16 protein-coding genes are annotated in these 15,875 nt (G+C 71.4%); 6 read left to right on the top strand and 10 right to left on the bottom strand.

The window, feature by feature from the left end; genetic code table 11:
- Window positions 1-33 precede the first annotated feature (33 nt).
- Window positions 34-2,592: a DUF6185 family protein gene (locus ACIPSJ_RS12715; protein WP_401345477.1), complete on the top strand. Its 2,559-nt coding sequence runs from the start codon at window positions 34-36 to the stop codon at window positions 2,590-2,592.
- A 45-nt stretch (window positions 2,593-2,637) separates the two neighbouring features.
- Here ACIPSJ_RS12715 and ACIPSJ_RS12710 read toward each other — a convergent pair whose 3' ends face one another.
- From ACIPSJ_RS12710 to sigE, 5 genes are all read right to left on the bottom strand, one after another.
- Window positions 2,638-3,309 carry a hypothetical protein gene (locus ACIPSJ_RS12710; RefSeq protein WP_359226467.1) on the bottom strand — a complete coding sequence of 224 codons (672 nt, stop codon included), beginning with the start codon at window positions 3,307-3,309 and terminating at the stop codon, window positions 2,638-2,640.
- Between the two features lie 237 nt (window positions 3,310-3,546).
- A complete protein-coding gene (locus tag ACIPSJ_RS12705; protein ID WP_359226465.1) occupies window positions 3,547-3,972 on the bottom strand; it encodes a sec-independent translocase in 426 nt (141 codons plus the stop codon).
- Window positions 3,973-4,173: 201 nt separating this feature from the next.
- The gene (locus ACIPSJ_RS12700; RefSeq protein ID WP_401345474.1) at window positions 4,174-5,673 is read right to left on the bottom strand and encodes a S1C family serine protease; all 1,500 of its coding nucleotides are present in this window, start codon (window positions 5,671-5,673) and stop codon (window positions 4,174-4,176) included.
- Window positions 5,674-5,829: 156 nt separating this feature from the next.
- The gene (locus tag ACIPSJ_RS12695) at window positions 5,830-6,801 is read right to left on the bottom strand and encodes a zf-HC2 domain-containing protein (protein WP_401345472.1); all 972 of its coding nucleotides are present in this window, start codon (window positions 6,799-6,801) and stop codon (window positions 5,830-5,832) included.
- On the bottom strand, window positions 6,798-7,514 hold the full coding sequence (gene sigE / locus ACIPSJ_RS12690; RefSeq protein WP_355722805.1) for an RNA polymerase sigma factor SigE: 717 nt from the start codon (window positions 7,512-7,514) through the stop codon (window positions 6,798-6,800). The genes ACIPSJ_RS12695 and sigE overlap by 4 nt, the downstream gene beginning before the upstream one ends.
- 250 nt (window positions 7,515-7,764) lie before the next feature.
- Here sigE and ACIPSJ_RS12685 point away from each other — a divergent pair, with 250 nt between their 5' ends.
- On the top strand, window positions 7,765-8,448 hold the full coding sequence (locus ACIPSJ_RS12685) for an O-methyltransferase (protein WP_359226459.1): 684 nt from the start codon (window positions 7,765-7,767) through the stop codon (window positions 8,446-8,448).
- A 111-nt stretch (window positions 8,449-8,559) separates the two neighbouring features.
- On the opposite strand, the gene ACIPSJ_RS12680 is transcribed toward ACIPSJ_RS12685, so the two are convergent.
- On the bottom strand, window positions 8,560-8,727 hold the full coding sequence (locus tag ACIPSJ_RS12680; protein WP_069751535.1) for a DUF3117 domain-containing protein: 168 nt from the start codon (window positions 8,725-8,727) through the stop codon (window positions 8,560-8,562).
- 379 nt (window positions 8,728-9,106) lie between these two features.
- On the opposite strand from ACIPSJ_RS12680, the gene ACIPSJ_RS12675 reads away from it, so the two are divergent.
- Entirely contained in the window at window positions 9,107-9,910 is an 804-nt protein-coding gene (locus ACIPSJ_RS12675; protein ID WP_401345469.1) for an enoyl-CoA hydratase/isomerase family protein, read from the top strand.
- Window positions 9,911-10,009: 99 nt separating this feature from the next.
- On the opposite strand, the gene ACIPSJ_RS12670 is transcribed toward ACIPSJ_RS12675, so the two are convergent.
- Together ACIPSJ_RS12670 and ACIPSJ_RS12665 are read right to left on the bottom strand one after the other, a co-directional pair.
- Window positions 10,010-10,597 carry a DNA-3-methyladenine glycosylase I gene (locus ACIPSJ_RS12670; RefSeq protein WP_359226456.1) on the bottom strand — a complete coding sequence of 196 codons (588 nt, stop codon included), beginning with the start codon at window positions 10,595-10,597 and terminating at the stop codon, window positions 10,010-10,012.
- The gene (locus ACIPSJ_RS12665; protein WP_393542632.1) at window positions 10,594-10,962 is read right to left on the bottom strand and encodes a DivIVA domain-containing protein; all 369 of its coding nucleotides are present in this window, start codon (window positions 10,960-10,962) and stop codon (window positions 10,594-10,596) included. Before ACIPSJ_RS12665 ends, ACIPSJ_RS12670 begins: the two co-directional genes overlap by 4 nt.
- A 122-nt stretch (window positions 10,963-11,084) precedes the next feature.
- Between ACIPSJ_RS12665 and folP the strand changes: the two genes are divergently transcribed.
- A complete protein-coding gene (gene folP, locus ACIPSJ_RS12660; RefSeq protein ID WP_359226452.1) occupies window positions 11,085-11,945 on the top strand; it encodes a dihydropteroate synthase in 861 nt (286 codons plus the stop codon).
- Between the two features lie 45 nt (window positions 11,946-11,990).
- On the opposite strand, the gene ACIPSJ_RS12655 is transcribed toward folP, so the two are convergent.
- A complete protein-coding gene (locus tag ACIPSJ_RS12655; protein WP_355722791.1) occupies window positions 11,991-12,749 on the bottom strand; it encodes a TIGR00730 family Rossman fold protein in 759 nt (252 codons plus the stop codon).
- A gap of 104 nt (window positions 12,750-12,853) precedes the next feature.
- On the bottom strand, window positions 12,854-13,933 hold the full coding sequence (gene dapE, locus ACIPSJ_RS12650) for a succinyl-diaminopimelate desuccinylase (RefSeq protein ID WP_401345466.1): 1,080 nt from the start codon (window positions 13,931-13,933) through the stop codon (window positions 12,854-12,856).
- A gap of 93 nt (window positions 13,934-14,026) precedes the next feature.
- Here dapE and ACIPSJ_RS12645 point away from each other — a divergent pair, with 93 nt between their 5' ends.
- Together ACIPSJ_RS12645 and ACIPSJ_RS12640 are read left to right on the top strand one after the other, a co-directional pair.
- Window positions 14,027-15,037, top strand: a complete 1,011-nt coding sequence (locus ACIPSJ_RS12645) for a heavy metal transporter (RefSeq protein WP_401345464.1) — start codon at window positions 14,027-14,029, stop codon at window positions 15,035-15,037.
- 271 nt (window positions 15,038-15,308) lie between these two features.
- A complete protein-coding gene (locus ACIPSJ_RS12640; protein WP_401345462.1) occupies window positions 15,309-15,746 on the top strand; it encodes an ATP-binding protein in 438 nt (145 codons plus the stop codon).
- The last annotated feature ends 129 nt before the right edge of the window (window positions 15,747-15,875 follow it).

Below are 15,875 nucleotides of genomic sequence, written 5' to 3'. Positions count from 1 at the left end.
GTCTAACTTCGCCGATGAGGAGGTGTCGGGGCGATGAGACGATGGTTCGGACTGCTGCCGTTGGTGGTTCTGGCAGTGACATGGTGGGGGCTTTCACCGGCGGCTGCACGGTCGGGCGGCCACGACACCTGCCTGACGAAGGAACTCGATTCAAGCAGCGTGAATGCGCGGATCCGATTCGACCAGCACGGCAAGGACTACGTCAAAGTATCCTCGTACATGACGATCATTGTCCCCATAAGCGATTGGGAATTGGCACGGAAGCTGACTGCCGACAAGGAATCCAAGGATTACCGCACGGCAATGCGTTGCCTATTGCGCGGGCAGGACAACTCCCAGCGGAAGGACGAATGGCTCTACCACGAACCGTTCGTCACCGCGGACGCGACCACGGTCAAGGTGCAGTACGACTGCTTCGGCTGGATCAAGAGCCACGCGCCGATTCTGCTCGGGCCCTGGACCATCGACAACGACCACGGACAGACGTGGATGGCTTCCCTGCACCCGTCGGCGCTACAGAACATCGCGTGGTACCGGGTCGAGGCCGATCTGGGCGGCCTCGGTTTCATCGACCATTCCGGACAAGCGATCTCCTCCGACGGCAAGACCCTGGTGTGGCGGTACGAGCGGCCCGAGAAGATCTCGATCGAGGGCGATCTCCCCTGGAAGCGTTCCTGGGTCCTGGCCTACGACGATTCCCGGTGGAGTTCGGTGGGAGTGGCGACCTGGTGGGTGTGCGCCTCCGTCGTGATCGCCCTGGCCGCACGGCACCAGCGTTCCGCCGTGCCGGGGGCACAGGACGGCGGCGCCGTCACCGCCGACGGCGGCCGCGCGGACAACCCCGCGCGGGCGCTGCTGCAGTGGGCGCTGCTGAGCGGGGCGGTCGCCGTGATCCTGGTGCTGGTCCTCTCGCAGCCGCACGTCAGCTCGCGATGGCGCACCCTCGGCTGCCTAGTGACCGGATGGACCCTGGTCCTGGTGGCCCGTCCCTGGAGCCCGGGACCGACGGCGCCCGACGGCCCCAAGGCGCAGGCGAGCCGGCGCCGCCAGGCACGCACGGTCATCGGGGTCGCCACGGTCACCGCCGCGCTCGGCATGCTCGTGGTACTGGCCCCCGAACTCTTCGACCTGCCGCCCGACCTGTCACCGGAGACGACCATGCCGACAGCCCTCGGCAGGATCGGCTACGGGCTCATGGGTCTGACGACACTGTGGCTGTGGCTGGCCGCGATGGCCGCATGGGCGTGGCGTTTCGCGTCCGAGGGGCGGCTGCTTCCGAAGGCCTGGGTCAAGACCTGGAACAGGGCGCCCGTCCGCTGTGTCGCGGTCGTCTCGATCCCGCTGTGGATCATCGCCGGCTGTCTGCACGCCTGCCTCTGGTGGGTCAACGAACACCAGTGGCAGCGCGTCGCCTGGCTCACCGACCAGAGGGGCACGCGCAGCCACGGCCATTACGTCAACGACTACCTGGCGAACTTCTCCTTCAGCTACCTGATGTGGATCTTCTCCTACAGCTGGGCCCTGACCGGGGTCGCCCTCTTCGCGCTGCTGCACCACCGCTTCAAGTCCCAGCGCCATCACGCCGGCCAGAAGGGCGAGCACACGGGCCTGGGGCCGGACCAGGCCGACTTCCTGCTGATCGCCGCGGTGTTCGCCCTCACCGTGGGCCTCAGGGGCGCCAGGATCTCGGGGACGACCGCCCAGTGGAGCTTGTGGCTGGTGCTGAACATCGGCTCGCTCTTCCTGGTGCTCGCCGCGGGACGGCGGTGGTCGGTGCTGAGCCGGCTCGGAGATCACTTCTACCCGAACCGGCTGAGCACGGGAAAGCGTCGCGGCGAGTTGCTGGAAAAGGCCCGCGAGTACCGCGGCGTCAACCATCAGCAGCGGTTGCTGGACCAGGGGCGGGGCGGCGCGGTCACCGGTGCGGAGCTGGAGGGGAAACTGCGCGGGCTGCGCCAGTGGCTGGTCGACGGCTGCGAGGGCAAGAAGCCGCCCGAGCACCTTTCCGTCCTGGGGGTCGCCCTGGCCTGGGGGCCGCAGGCTCACTGGTGGTCCAACGCCATGCGCGCGGCCCGCCTGGCCTTCTGGTTCGGGCTCCCGGCCAGCGCCGCCCTGCTGTATCTCAACACCGCCGGGGCCTGGGCCGCGACGACGCTCACCTACGAACCCACCGCGATTCCGAACGTCGTCGCCAATTTCGTCGCCTACCAGGTGGCCTGGGTCGGTGCCGGATTCGTGCTGGGCGCGCTCTGGCGCCTGCTGCCGGGCGGCGGCAGCCCCCTGCGCGCGTGGAGCCTGACGTTCGCCTACGCCGTCCCGGCCTGTCTGACCGCCCTGCTCATCCAGTTCACGGACACGGACTTCGTCCCGCTGCTCCTGTACTCGGTGCTCATGCTCACCGTGCTGACCCTCACCAGCATCTCCATGGACCTGGCGACGTTCCGCAAGGAGCAGCAGTACTGGCCGAGCCGTTTCGCGCTGCTGCAGTCGATCTACCAGCTGCGCGGCCTGTCGGGTCAGGTCGCGTGGCTCTTCGCCCAGATGGCGGTGATCGTGACCATCGTGACGACCCTGGCCAAGGCCCGCCACTAGGACGGGCCCAGGCCCGGGTCACCGGTCGTGGACGCGGCGGTCCCGTCAGGCGTACGCCTCGATGTCCTTGATCATCGCGAAGCCGAGCCCGTACGCGCTCATCCCGCGGCCGTACGCGCCCAGGTGGACCCCTTGCGACGTGGAGCCGGCCAGGACCCAGCCGAACTCGGACTCCCGGTAGTGGAAGGGGGTGGGCACGCCGTCGACCGGGAGGGACAGGGTCGACCAGGCGTCGCCCACGAGGTCGTCGGCCAGTTCCCAGGCCGTCTCGGTCTGCTGCTCCAGCCAGTCGTCCCGGAGGCTGTGGTCCATCTGGCCCGGCCAGGTGAAGGACAGCAGGCCGACGCCCGCCAGCCAGGCGGCGGACGACACCGTCGTGGCCTCCAGCAGGCCCGTGCCGTCGGCGCTCCGCCGGGACGGGCTGGCCGCCACCGTCACGACCACCGCGAACTTCTCCCTCGGCTCGCCGACCGACGAGGCGAGGTGCTCATTGCGTACGGACGGCTCGTCGCCGTGTCCGATCGAACCGTGTTCCACCGCGCCGTCGGCCGCCGCACCCACCTGCATCAGCCAGCGCGGCCCCGTGAACGCCTCGTCGAGGCCGTACCAGGGGAAGGTCGCCAGCAGGTAGCCGTCGACCGTACGACGGGCGGAGGGGACCTGCTGTCCGTTCTCCGCGACCGGTGTCTGTCCGCCCACCCGACTTGTCGTCTCCATCTGCCCGGACGCCTCCTTGCTCCAGTCGGTCCGGGGCGGCCCGCCCCCCTTCGGGCGCACTCGTCCGGTCCGCACAACAACTCGGCAGCATATCCACCTCGCCGGGACCAGCAGCGAAACCGCCCGGTGCGTGGGTCGCACGGGCGGCGGGTTCAAGCCGTGAAAGACGCCTGAGCGGCGCACACGCGCTATGAAACGCGTCACGTACGCCGCTCAGGTCCAGGTGGGTGAGGAGGCTCAGGTGGCGTCCGCGTCGAACGGCGGACGGTCGTCCTTGCCGGGCTCCTCGGGCTTCTTGGTCATGTCGATCCGGCCGCTCCCAGAAGAGGGCGAGTCGGTCTCGCGGCTGTGCACCGCGTCCGTGACCTCGGCCATCTCCTTCTTCAGGTCGAAGCCGTTGCGGATCTCCTTGAGCCCCAGTTCGTCACCGTCGATGTGCTTGCGGATGAACGTCTTGGGGTTGAGGTCCTCGAATTCGAAATCCTTGAACTCCGGGCCCAGTTCCTGGCGGATGTCCGCCTTGGCGCTCTCGGAGAACTCCCGGATCTTGCGGATGGTCCGCATGACGTCCTGGATGACCTTCGGGAGCTTGTCCGGACCGAAGACGAGCACGGCGAGCACAATGATCGTCACCAGCTCGAGTGGTCCTATGTCATTGAACACCTGAAGCTCCTTGCGATGTCCTCGGTCCTCGGCCCTCCGGTCGCTGTTGCGGGTGTTCCGTGGTCCGGGCCGGGTCCACGGTACCCGGCGGACCTGTCCGACCGGTACCGTCCCGAGGTGTCCGACTGCGTGTGTACGACCGGTTTTCCGGGTTGTTTGCCTAGTCGGGGCACGGACGGGGCCTCGCCTGTGAGGTTTCTGTCAGTTCCTGTCCGAAGAGCCGAGGACCAGCGTGAGCCGTTTCTCGGCGCCGGCGCGTTCGACGGTCAGGCTCAGCCGGTCGCCGGGGCGGTGCGCACGGGTGCGGACGATCAGTTCCTCACCGGAGTGGACGGGCTGCCCGTCGAGCGCGGTGATGACGTCGCCCGCCGCCAGTCCGGCCCGGGCGCCGGGGCCGTCCGCAGCGACCGCGGGTCCGCCGTCGGCGGCCTTGGCGTCGATCCGGGCGCCGTCGCCGGTGTAGTCCATGTCCAGGGTGATCCCGATGACCGGGTGGGTCGCCCTCCCGGTCGCGATGAGTTCCTCGGCGACCCGCTCGGCCTGGTTGATGGGTATGGCGAACCCGAGTCCTATCGACCCCGCCCGTCCGTCGCCGGGGCCGTCCTGGTCGTCGGCGGACCGGATCGCGGAGTTCACCCCGACGGCCCGGGCATGGACGTCCAGCAGGGGGCCGCCGGAGTTGCCCGGGTTGATCGGGGCGTCGGTCTGCAGGGCGTCGACGTACGACACGTCACTGCCGTCGCCGCTCCCGCCGCCCGAGGTGATGGGCCGTTCCTTCGCGCTGATGATCCCGGCGGTGACGGTGCCCGGCAGGTCGAAGGGGGCGCCGATGGCGACGACCGGGTCGCCGACGCGGACGGCGTCGGAGTCGCCGAGCGGCAGCGGGGTGAGGCCGCGCACGCCGTGCACCTGGACCACGGCGAGGTCGTAGCCGGTGTCGCGGCCGACGACGGTCGCCCTGGCGGCGGTTCCGCCGCTGAAGGTGACGGTGATCCGGCCGCCGGCGGACACCCCGGGCGCGACGACGTGGTTGTTGGTCAGGATGTGCCCGCGCGTGTCGAGGACGAAGCCGGTGCCGGTGGCCTGCTCGCCGGCGCCGGTGACCCGCAGGGTGACGACGCTCGGCAGGGCCCGCGCGGCGATCGCGGCGACGCTGCCCGGAGGCCGCCCGGGCGGCGGCGGGCCGGGCTGGGGCAGCTGTACGGACTCCAGCCCGCCGGTGCGCTCCAGATAGGCACCGATCAGCCCGCCGACGGCACCGGAGACCACCGCGAGCAGCAACGCGCCCGCCACGAGGGTCCGCCGGCTCCGCGTCCGGCGCCGCTCCCAGGGCGCGACCGCACCGGCCTGCTGGAGGGGCGCCCGCCCGTCCCGGGGTTCGTCGAGCGGCAGGAACAGCGGCGGTGGCGGTGGCTGCTGGGCGGCCTCGGGCGATGCGGCGGCCGCCCGCACCGGTTCGCCGTCGCCCCCGGAGCCGCCGCGCTCACCGCCTTCGGAGCCCGTAAAGCCCTCGGAACCCTCGGAGACCTCTCGGACGTTCCTCGCGCCCGGGGTCGTCCCCGGTCGCGCGAGTCCGAAGTCGCGGTCGGTGTCCACGGCCGCCTCGCTCGGCGCGGCGGGTGTCACCTCCTTCGCCCGCTCCCCCGTGGCAGGCACCGTGTCGCCGGCTGTCTCCGGTGACGTCGGTATCCCCTCGTCCATGTTCTCCTCGTGGGCTGACCGCGGCCCCCTGCACGGGCGGGCTCGCGGAAAGGTCGAATCCGTGCCCGGGACAGCGCCACGGGCATGGCTGGTTCACAGGATTCAACCAGGTTCACGGGCCACCCGGCAGGAGCGTTCAGCAGGTGGTACGGCCGGTCAGTGGGCCGTGCGCGAGGAGCGGGAGTGAGCGGGGGACGGGGACGAGGGAGCGGAGGTCGTGTCGGGGACGGGTGCGGCGAACAGGCCGGTGCCGGTCGCCTCGGGGGCGTTCCACGAGGTGAGGGCGAACGGCGGGGTGGCGGTCAGCGGTCGTATCAGCGGGGAGACCGCGGCCGCGCCGGCCATGACCGGCGCGGTGAGTGCGCGCAGTGCCTTCTGCCCGGCGGCCGGGGAGGGGACCCCGGGCAGCAGCGGTGCGGAGACCGAGGTGGGGACCGCGGTCGTGCCGCCGAGCAGGGTGCCGGAGGCCAGCAGCGGGCTGAGCGAGCGGCGGCGCTGCGAGTCGGCGGCGCCGGAGGTGCCGGTGCCCGCCGTGCCGGCCGGGGCGACGCTGCCGCCGCCGGTGGAACGGGCGTCGGCGGCCGGGTAGCCGGGCATGCCCGCGGTGACCCCGCCGAGGGCGACGGCGGCCAGCGAGACGGCCCCGGCGGCGACGAACGCGAACCGCATGCCGCGCGAGGCGGAGCGGTCGCCGTCCGGGCGGCCGACGGGGTGGATGCGGAAGCCCCGGTCGGCGACCGCGGCCGGATCGTGCGGGCGGGCGGGGACGTAGCCGAACTCGAAGCGGTCCTCCCGGCTCACACCGAAGATCCCGTCGGCGGCTCCGCGCCCCGTGGCGCCTCCCCCGCCGAACGGCGAGCCGCCGCCGTCCGGGTCGCCCCCGGGAAGGCCCTGGAGACGGGCCAGGAAGCTCTCGGAGGGCGGCGGCGGGGCAGCCTCCGCGAAGACGCTCTTCAACGCGCGCTGGGCGTCCGCCTCGGCCTTGCACCGGGCACAGGTGGCCAGGTGGGCGAGGACGCGCTCGCGCGACTCATGACCGAGTTCTCCGTCCACCAGGGCGGAGAGTCGATCTCCCAGATGCTGTTCGGCGAGCGCACGCTCGGCGGGTTTCGGTCGTGATCCACTCACGCGGTCGCGCCCCCTCCTCCCAGTGCGGGAACACGGGGCACGAAGGAGCGGCGCTCGGCCTTGCGGACCCCCGGGTCGCGGTGCGCGAGGGCCTTGCGCAGCTGGGAGCGGCCGCGGTGGATCCGGGAGCGGACCGTGCCGAGCTTGACGCCCAGGGTCGCGGCGATCTCCTCGTAGGACAGGCCCTCGATGTCGCACAGGACGACGGCGGCGCGGAACTCGGGCGCGAGGGTGTCCAGCGCCTGCTGGACGTCGGCGTCGAAGTGCGCGTCGTTGAAGGCCTGCGAGGGGGTGGGCTCACGGCTGGGCAGGCGCTCGGCCGCGTCGTCGCCGAGGGCGTCGAAGCGGATGCGCTGCTTGCGCCGGACCATGTCGAGGAACAGGTTGGTGGTGATGCGGTGCAGCCAGCCCTCGAAGGTGCCCGGCGAGTAGGTCGACAGCGAGCGGAAGACGCGGACGAAGACCTCCTGGGTGAGGTCCTCGGCGTCGTGCTGGTTACCGGTGAGGCGGTAGGCCAGGCGGTAGACGCGGCCGCTGTGCGTGCTGACGATCTCCTCCCACGTGGGCGGAGTCCATGCCTGCCCGTCCGCGTCGGTGGAGAAGGTCGCGGTCCGGTCCTCGCCCATGGCGAGTGCGTCGGCGTGGCTGGGGTCAGCAGCGGTGTCGTTCACGGATTTCGGCCTGCCTGCCGACCCGAGGAAGCGCCGCAGCACTCCTCCCCGATCCCCAGGCGCGGCCGCACCTCCCCTGTCGGCTCTGGTGGTGTCCAGTGGAGCCCCTACCATAGCCACCTCGCCCGTTAGCACCGGATAAGCGGTTTTACAAGAACTTGATCTGTGCTGACCCGGCTCGTCCGTCCGCATCAGCGGTTGCTCGACCGCCCGCTCGTCATCGTGATCCATTCGTGTCCCCCCGCCTTCTCTTCCACCCCCATAAACGCCTGGTCCCATCTGCGGGTTCCCGGTGCCAACGGATACAGTCACGCCCAGGCAACCACGGGGACAGGAGAGGGTCATTACCGGCAACCGGCAGACGAGCTGGGCGTTCGCCGACGCCTTTGTCGCCGAGGACGAAGCACTGCGCTGGGCCCGGGACCGGGCCCGCGAGGCGGGGCTGCGCTCGGTGTCGCCCGGCACGGGCGCCGCGCTGCGTCTGCTCGCCGCCTCCGTGGACGCCAAGGCCGTCGCCGAGATCGGTACGGGCTGCGGGGTGTCCGGCATGTACCTGCTGCACGGCATGCGCCCGGACGGCGTCCTGACGACCGTCGACCCCGAGCCGGAGCACCAGCAGTTCGCCCGGCACGCCTTCCGCGCGTGCGGCTTCGCCAGCAACCGGGCCCGCTTCATCCCCGGCCGCGCCCTCGACGTACTCCCCCGCCTCGCGGACGCCGGCTACGACCTGGTCTTCTGCGACGGCGACCGGCAGGAGTACTCCGACTACCTCGCTGAATCGTTGCGCCTGCTCCGCCCGGGCGGACTGGTCGTCTTCGAGGGCGTCTTCGCCAACGGCCGCACGGTCGACTCCGGTCCGCAGCCCACCGAGGTGCTGCGGCTGCGCGAACTGCTGCGCACGGTCCGGGAGAGCCAGGAGCTGATGCCGTCGCTGCTGCCGGTGGGCGACGGGCTGCTCTGCGCGGTCAAGCGCTGAACCCGGCGGGCGCCTCTCCCCGGCAACGGCCGGGCACCTCCCCCAGACACGGCTGCGCCCCGGTACCGCGTGCGGTACCGGGGCGGCCGAAAGGGTTTGGGCGCTGACGCCTCAGCCGACGACGTTCTTGAGGGCGTCGGCGAGCGCCGCGGCCTCGTCAGGGGTCAGCTCGACGACGAGCCGACCGCCGCCTTCGAGCGGAACGCGCATGACGATGCCCCGCCCCTCCTTGGTCACCTCGAGCGGGCCATCACCCGTCCGCGGCTTCATGGCCGCCATGCTCGTTCCCCTTCCTGACAACAGCTCATCGTCTACCGACGGCCCTGGAGGGCACGCGTGATCCCGAGCGGACACGCGACACCGGCATCGAACACATTGCTTCCAAGCCATTATCCCGCATCTCAGGACCCGATGACCAACATCAGTCGGCATCGCTTGGGCAACGCACGCGAGCAAAACCACTCAATTCGGCGATGTGACTGCGATACTGCGCCGACTCACGTCCTTACGCCGACCGAGTCGCCCCCGGTTTTCTTTGACGCAGGTCACACGTCGGGTCCGGTCCCCGGACGGCGATCTCCGCCATGCTGTCTCTCGGGCATCGACGTACTGAGCGGTACGTCAGCCGCGACGACGATGACGACGGAGGGGACGCACCATGGCCGACACCGTGCTCTACGAAGTGAGCGACGGGCTCGCGACGATCACGCTCAACCGCCCCGAGGCGATGAACGCGCTCAGCATCGCGACGAAGGTCGCCCTTCGGGACGCCGCGCAGGAGGCGGCGGCCGACCCGGCCGTCCGGGCGATCCTGCTGACCGCGGCCGGGGACCGGGCATTCTGTGTGGGGCAGGACCTCAAGGAACACATCACGCTGCTGGCGTCCGACCGGGAGACCGGGGGCGGGCAGACGATGACGACGGTCCGGGAGCACTACAACCCGATCGTCCGGGCGCTGGTGTCGGCGCCGAAGCCCGTGGTGGCCGGGGTGAACGGGGTCGCCGCCGGGGCCGGGTTCGGGTTCGCGCTCGCCGCGGACTACCGGGTGGTCGCCGATACGGCCGCGTTCAACACGTCGTTCGCGGGGGTGGCGCTGACCGCGGACTCCGGGGTCTCCTGGACGCTGCCTCGGGTGGTGGGGCCGAGCAGGGCCGCTGACCTGCTGTTCTTCCCTCGGAGCATCAGCGCGCAGGCTGCGTACGAGCTGGGCATCGCGAACAAGGTGGTGCCGTCCGGCGAGCTGCGGGCCGAGGCGGAGAAGGTGGCGCGGGCGCTGGCCGCCGGTCCGACGGTGGCCTATGCGGCCTTGAAGGAGGCGGTGGCCTTCGGTCTCGACCACTCCCTGGACGAGACGCTGGACAAGGAGGACGAGTTGCAGACCCGGGCCGGGGCCTCCGAGGATCACGCGATTGCCGTGCAGGCTTTTGTGAACAAGGAGAAGCCCAAATATTTGGGGCGGTGACTCGTCGAGGGGAACTGCGGGTGTGGTGTGGCTGGTCGCGCCCACGCGGCGGCAGCCGCACATCGACTCGGCCCCGCGCCCCTAAAGGGGCGCTGCCCCTTACGGGGCGCTACGGGCCACGCAGCTTTCCAGGTGGTCGTTGACCAGGCCGCAGGCCTGCATCAGGGCGTAGGCCGTTGTCGGGCCGATGAAGCGGAGGCCGCGCTTCTTGAGGGTCTTCGAGAGGGCTGTGGACTCCGGGGTGACCGCCTGGACGTCGGACAGGGTCCTGGGGGCCGGATAGGTGCCCGGGGCGGGGGCGAAGGACCAGATCAGGGTGTCCAGCTCGCCCGGCTCCCACTCCGCGAGGACCTTCGCGTTGGCCATCGTCGCGTCGATCTTCGAGCGGTTGCGGATGATGCCGGCGTCGGCGAGGAGGCGCTCGCGGTCCTCGTCGGTGAACGTGGCCACCTTCTCGATGCGGAAGCCGGCGAAGGCGGCGCGGAAGCCGGGGCGGCGACGCAGGATCGTGATCCAGGAGAGGCCCGACTGGAAGGCCTCCAGGCTGAGGCGTTCGTAGAGGGCGTCGTCGCCGTGGACCGGGCGGCCCCACTCCTCGTCGTGGTAGGCCACGTAGTCCTCGGTGGACAGGGCCCAGGGGCAGCGCAGTCCGCCGTCCGGGCCCGCCAGGGCCGCGCCGTCGGTCACGGCCGGTCCTCCGGCTGGGGCTTGTCCAGCGAGGTGTGGGAGGTGTGCGCGGTGTGCGGCGCGGCCTGGGCGCCGGCCAGCGCGGACTCGAGGTCGGCGATCCGGGCGTCCCGCTCCGCGAGCTCGGCGCCGAGGCGGCTGAGCGCGTCGTCGACGTCCGCCATGCGGTAGCCGCGCGGGGCGAGCGGGAAGCGGATGCTCTCCACGTCCGCGCGGTTCACCGGGCGGTCCGGGGGCAGCGGGTCCTGGAGCCGCTCCGGCGCCACCTCGGGCAGCGGGCCGCTCTCGCCGCCGCTCACCACGGAGAGCGTGACCGCGGCGACCACGACCGCGAGCGCGACGACCAGGAACAGGAACATAACCATCGCGGTGGCTCCCAGGGCTTGCTCAGTGTCGAATGTGTCTGTGTCCGATCGTGCCATGCGAGTCTGACAGTTAGGGTCGCAGGCGGCCGTACCGAGGGACTTACTACGAGAGGTCACAGGCGATGCTCAGGCTGGGCAGGCGGGAATTCGCGCCCCACGAACCGGTGATCATGGCCATCGTGAACCGGACCCCGGACTCGTTCTACGACCAGGGGGCGACCTTCCGCGACGAACCGGCCCTCGCGCGCGTGGAGCAGGCGGTCGCCGAGGGGGCCGCGATCATCGACATCGGCGGGGTGAAGGCCGGGCCGGGCGAGGAGGTCACCGCGGCGGAGGAGGCGCGGCGCACCGTGGGGTTCGTCGCGGAGGTGCGCAGGCGTTTCCCGGACGTCGTGATCAGCGTGGACACCTGGCGGGCGTCGGTCGGGGAGGCCGTCTGCGAGGCCGGGGCGGATCTGCTGAACGACGCCTGGGGCGGGGTCGATCCGGGGCTGGCCGAGGTCGCTGCGCGGTACCGGGTGGGGCTGGTCTGCACGCACGCGGGAGGGGCCGAGCCGCGGACGCGGCCGCACCGGGTGACGTACGACGACGTCATGGCCGACATCCTGCGGGTGACCCTCGGGCTGGCCGAGCGGGCCGTCGCGCTGGGGGTGCCCCGGGAGTCGGTGATGATCGATCCCGGGCACGACTTCGGGAAGAGCACGCGGCACAGCCTGGAGGCGACGCGGCGGCTGGGCGAGATGGTGGAGACGGGATGGCCGGTCCTGGTCTCGCTGTCCAACAAGGACTTCGTGGGCGAGACCCTGGACCGGCCGGTGAAGGAACGGGTGATCGGTACGTTGGCGACCACGGCCGTGTCGGCGTGGCTGGGGGCGCAGGTGTACCGGGTGCACGAGGTGGCGGAGACCCGGCAGGTGCTGGACATGGTGGCGTCGATCGCCGGGCACCGGCCGCCGGCGGTGGCCCGGCGGGGCCTGGCGTAGTCCGTCGTCCGCGCCGGGCCCCCGGGCCGCCTTTCCCCGGCGCCCCTAGCGGGCCGCCTCCTTGGAGACCAGGGCCACCGCCTCGTCCACGTCGTCGGTGACGTGGAACAGGAGGAGGTCCTTCTCGGACGCCTTGCCCTGGGCGATCAGCGTGTTCTTCAGCCAGTCGACCAGGCCGCCCCAGTACGCGCTGCCGAACAGGACGATCGGGAAGCGGGTGACCTTCTGGGTCTGGACGAGGGTGAGGGCCTCGAAGAGTTCGTCGAGGGTGCCGAGGCCGCCGGGCAGGACCACGAAGCCCTGCGCGTACTTGACGAACATCATCTTCCGCACGAAGAAGTAGCGGAAGTTGAGGCCGATGTCGACGTACTGGTTCAGGCCCTGTTCGAAGGGGAGCTCGATGCCGAGGCCGACGGAGACGCCGCCCGCCTCCAGGGCGCCCTTGTTGGCCGCCTCCATCGCGCCCGGGCCGCCGCCCGTGATCACGGCCCAGCCGGCCTCGACCAGGCCGCGGCCGAGCTTCACGCCCGCCTCGTACTCCGGCGAGTCCACCGGCGTCCGCGCGGAGCCGAAGACGCTGATCGCGGCCGGGAGTTCGGCGAGCGTGCCGAAGCCCTCGATGAACTCCGACTGGATGCGCAGCACCCGCCAGGGGTCGGTGTGGACCCAGTCGGAGGGTCCGCCCGCGTCGAGCAGGCGCTGGTCCGTCGTGCTCGCGGTCACCTGACCGCGCCGTCGGAGGACCGGTCCCAGGCGCTGCTCGTCCGGCGGCACCTTCTTCCCCTCAGGGTTACCGGTAGGCATATAAGCGCTCCCTCCGCTTGCAGGTGTTTCCACCTCAGCGTAGATCCGCGCGGGTTACAGGCGCGGGACGTCGGCATGTCCGGTGCGAAGCCGCGCCGTGTGACTCAGCTGGTCAGCCAGGTGCGCAGACGCTCCTCACCGGCCAGGATCTTGGCGATTTCCACCCTTTCGTCCCGCTTGTGCGCCAAGTGCGGGTTGCCGGGACCGTAGTTGACCGCCGGGACGCCGAGGGCCGAGAAACGGGAGACGTCGGTCCAGCCGTACTTGGGCATCGGGGTGCCGCCGACGGCCTCGATGAAGGCGGCCGCGGCCGGGTGCGAGAGGCCGGGCAGGGCGCCGGGGCTGTGGTCGTCGACCACGAACTCCTCGACCCCGCAGTCGGCGAAGACCTCGTGGACGTGGGCGAGGGCCTCGGCCTCAGACCGGTCCGGGGCGTACCGGAAGTTGACGGTCACCACGCACTCGTCGGGGATGACGTTGCCCGCCACCCCGCCGGAGATGCCGACCGCGTTGAGGCCCTCGCGGTACTCCAGGCCGTCGATGACCGGGTAGCGCGGCTCGTACGAGGCGAGGCGGGCGAGGATCGGGGCGGCCGCGTGGATCGCGTTGGAGCCCATCCAGGAGCGCGCCGAGTGCGCGCGCTCCCCCTTCGTCCTCAGCAGCACGCGCAGGGTGCCCTGGCAGCCGCCCTCGACCTCGCCGTCCGAGGGCTCCAGGAGGACCGCGAAATCGCCCTCCAGCCACTCCGGACGGTCCTCGGCGACATGCTTGAGGCCGTTGAGGTGGGCGGCGACCTCCTCGTTGTCGTAGAAGACGAAGGTCAGGTCGCGGTTGGGGGCCGGGACGGTGGCCGCGATGCGCAGCTGGACCGCGACGCCGGACTTCATGTCGCAGGTGCCGCAGCCCCACAGCACGCCGTCCTCGTCCAGCCGGGACGGCACGTTGTCGGCGATCGGGACGGTGTCGATGTGGCCGGCCAGGATCACGCGCTCGGCCCGGCCCAGGTTCGTCCGGGCGATCACGTTGTTGCCGTACCGCTCGACCGTCAGGTGCGGCAGCGCGCGCAGTGCGCTCTCGATCGCGTCCGCGAGCGGCTTCTCGGTACCGCTCTCCGAGGCGAAGTCGACGAGCTGCGCGGTGAGCGCGGCGGCGTCCGAGGCGAGGTCCAGCGAGGTGTCGGCCATGACCTCGACCCTAGCGCTCCGCGTCCTCCGGGCTGATTCACAGGCTTCCGGACCCAGCGGTGGACGGCTCGTACTCTCCAGTATGTTGTACGCGTGCCAGAGCCGTCCCCCAACCGTCCCAAGCGCCGCGGTCGCCTCCTGCGTTTCGTGTCCGGCGTGCTCATCCTGTGTGCCGTCGCGGCCTATCTGGTCGTCCAGTACGTGACCGGAGGCGGCGGAGCCGAGGGCTGCAAGGTCGTCTCGGGCCGCAGCGACGGCGAGTCGTACCAGTTCACGCCCGAACAGGCGGTGAACGCGGCGACGATCGCCGCCGTCGGCACCGGGCGCGGTATGCCCGAGCGGGCGGTGGCCATCGCCCTGGCGACCGCGATCCAGGAGTCGGGGCTGCGCAACATCGAGCACGGCGACCGGGATTCCCTCGGCCTGTTCCAGCAGCGGTCCTCGCAGGGCTGGGGCACCCCGAAGCAGATCCTGGACCCGGCGTACGCGGCGGGGATGTTCTACGCCCATCTGGCCAAGGTGGCCGACTACGAGAGCCTGCCGCTGACGGTGGCCGCGCAGCGCGTGCAGCGCAGCGGCTACCCGGAGGCGTACGCCAAGCACGAGACCGACGCCACGCTGCTCGCGGCGGCGCTGACCGGACAGGCGGCGGCCACGCTGACCTGTGACGGGCGGCCGGCGGCCGCGACCGAGACGGCGGCGGCCACGGCGACCGGTCCGGACGCGGTGCGCACCGCCCTCGTACGGGACTTCGGGCGGGACGCGGTCGAGGAGGCCGGCGCCGAGGTCAACGGCAGTTCGGCGAAGTCGCCGACGCCGACGCCGAGCGTGACCGCCACGGCGCACGGGCGGACCGTGACCGTGCCGGTGCCGGAGGGGAAGAAGACCGACAAGACGGGCCGTACCGAGAGCGAGCGCGGCTGGCAGCTCGCGCACTGGGCGGTGGCCAACGCCTCGGCGCTGCACATCCAGCGGGTGTCGTACGCGGGCCGGGAGTGGGCCGCCGGGAGCACGGACAGCCGGTGGCAGGCGGCGGCCGGTACGCAGAGCACGGGCGGCGCGGAGAAGTCCGCGGGCTCGGTGCGGATCGTCACCGGGCAGTAGTTCGGGGTTTCACTCCGGCGGGTCGGCCCGGGCGGAACGCACAGGTGGCGTGCTCAGGTTTTCGCACGGTCACTCCCGCACGCCCGAAATCCCTTGGGAACGCTCAGCCGTAAGGATTCTGCGGAGGCACCGGCGGGGCACTGTTTGCCCGTTTTTCTCCACACCCGATAATGCGATGCGTTATCAATTCTTTACCTTGGGCCTCCGCAACCTTCGCGGGCTTCGAGCGGTAGTCACGGCGATCACGTTCCCTCCCGTCGAATGGAGCATCATGTCCCTCCCTCTGACCCGCCGGATCGCCCGTGCCGCGCTGCTCGTCGCAGCGGGAGCGGCTGCCGGGGTCGGTGCGGCCGGCTCCGCCAGTGCGGCCCCGAGTCTGCCGGCCACCCCCGACCTGGGCGGTCTGACCGCGCTGGACGGGGCGAGCGTCGGCAACACCGCCGACGGTGCGACGCAGCACGTCACCGGGGTCGTCGGCCACACCGGGGGCAAGGCCGTCGAGTCGACGGTGCCGGCCGCGGGCAAGACCGGCGGCAAGACCGTCAAGAAGGCGGCGCCGGTGGTGCAGCACACCGCGGGTGACGCGGCCGGCTCCGCCGGTGGGCTGCTGGGTGACACGGCGTCCACCGCGACGAAGGGTGGCGGGCTGCCGACGGACGGGCTCGCGAAGGGCGGGCTGCCGGTGAAGGGTCTGCCGCTGGGTGGCTGACGCCGACGCGGTCACGCCGGTGAGTTGAGGAGGGGCCCGGGGTTTTCCCTGGGTCCCTTCTCGTTGTGCTTCGGCTTTCGGCCGGTGGGGGCTGATCGCGCCCACGCGGCGGAGCCGCACATCGATACA

The organism is Streptomyces sp. NPDC090088, from assembly GCF_044747345.1.
GTDB lineage: Bacteria > Actinomycetota > Actinomycetes > Streptomycetales > Streptomycetaceae > Streptomyces.
This window is presented reverse-complemented; position numbering and strand designations above follow the sequence as displayed.

Coding starts and splice junctions, on each gene's coding strand:
- ACIPSJ_RS12640 (WP_401345462.1), top strand. CDS start 15,309: ATGTCCCTCCCTCTGACCCGCCGGATCGCCCGTGCCGCGCTGCTCGTC.
- ACIPSJ_RS12700 (WP_401345474.1), bottom strand. CDS start 5,673: ATGGACGAGGGGATACCGACGTCACCGGAGACAGCCGGCGACACGGTG.
- ACIPSJ_RS12680 (WP_069751535.1), bottom strand. CDS start 8,727: ATGGCGGCCATGAAGCCGCGGACGGGTGATGGCCCGCTCGAGGTGACC.
- folP (WP_359226452.1), top strand. CDS start 11,085: ATGCTCAGGCTGGGCAGGCGGGAATTCGCGCCCCACGAACCGGTGATC.
- ACIPSJ_RS12675 (WP_401345469.1), top strand. CDS start 9,107: ATGGCCGACACCGTGCTCTACGAAGTGAGCGACGGGCTCGCGACGATC.
- ACIPSJ_RS12665 (WP_393542632.1), bottom strand. CDS start 10,962: ATGGTTATGTTCCTGTTCCTGGTCGTCGCGCTCGCGGTCGTGGTCGCC.
- ACIPSJ_RS12655 (WP_355722791.1), bottom strand. CDS start 12,749: ATGCCTACCGGTAACCCTGAGGGGAAGAAGGTGCCGCCGGACGAGCAG.
- dapE (WP_401345466.1), bottom strand. CDS start 13,933: ATGGCCGACACCTCGCTGGACCTCGCCTCGGACGCCGCCGCGCTCACC.
- ACIPSJ_RS12715 (WP_401345477.1), top strand. CDS start 34: ATGAGACGATGGTTCGGACTGCTGCCGTTGGTGGTTCTGGCAGTGACA.
- ACIPSJ_RS12710 (WP_359226467.1), bottom strand. CDS start 3,309: ATGGAGACGACAAGTCGGGTGGGCGGACAGACACCGGTCGCGGAGAAC.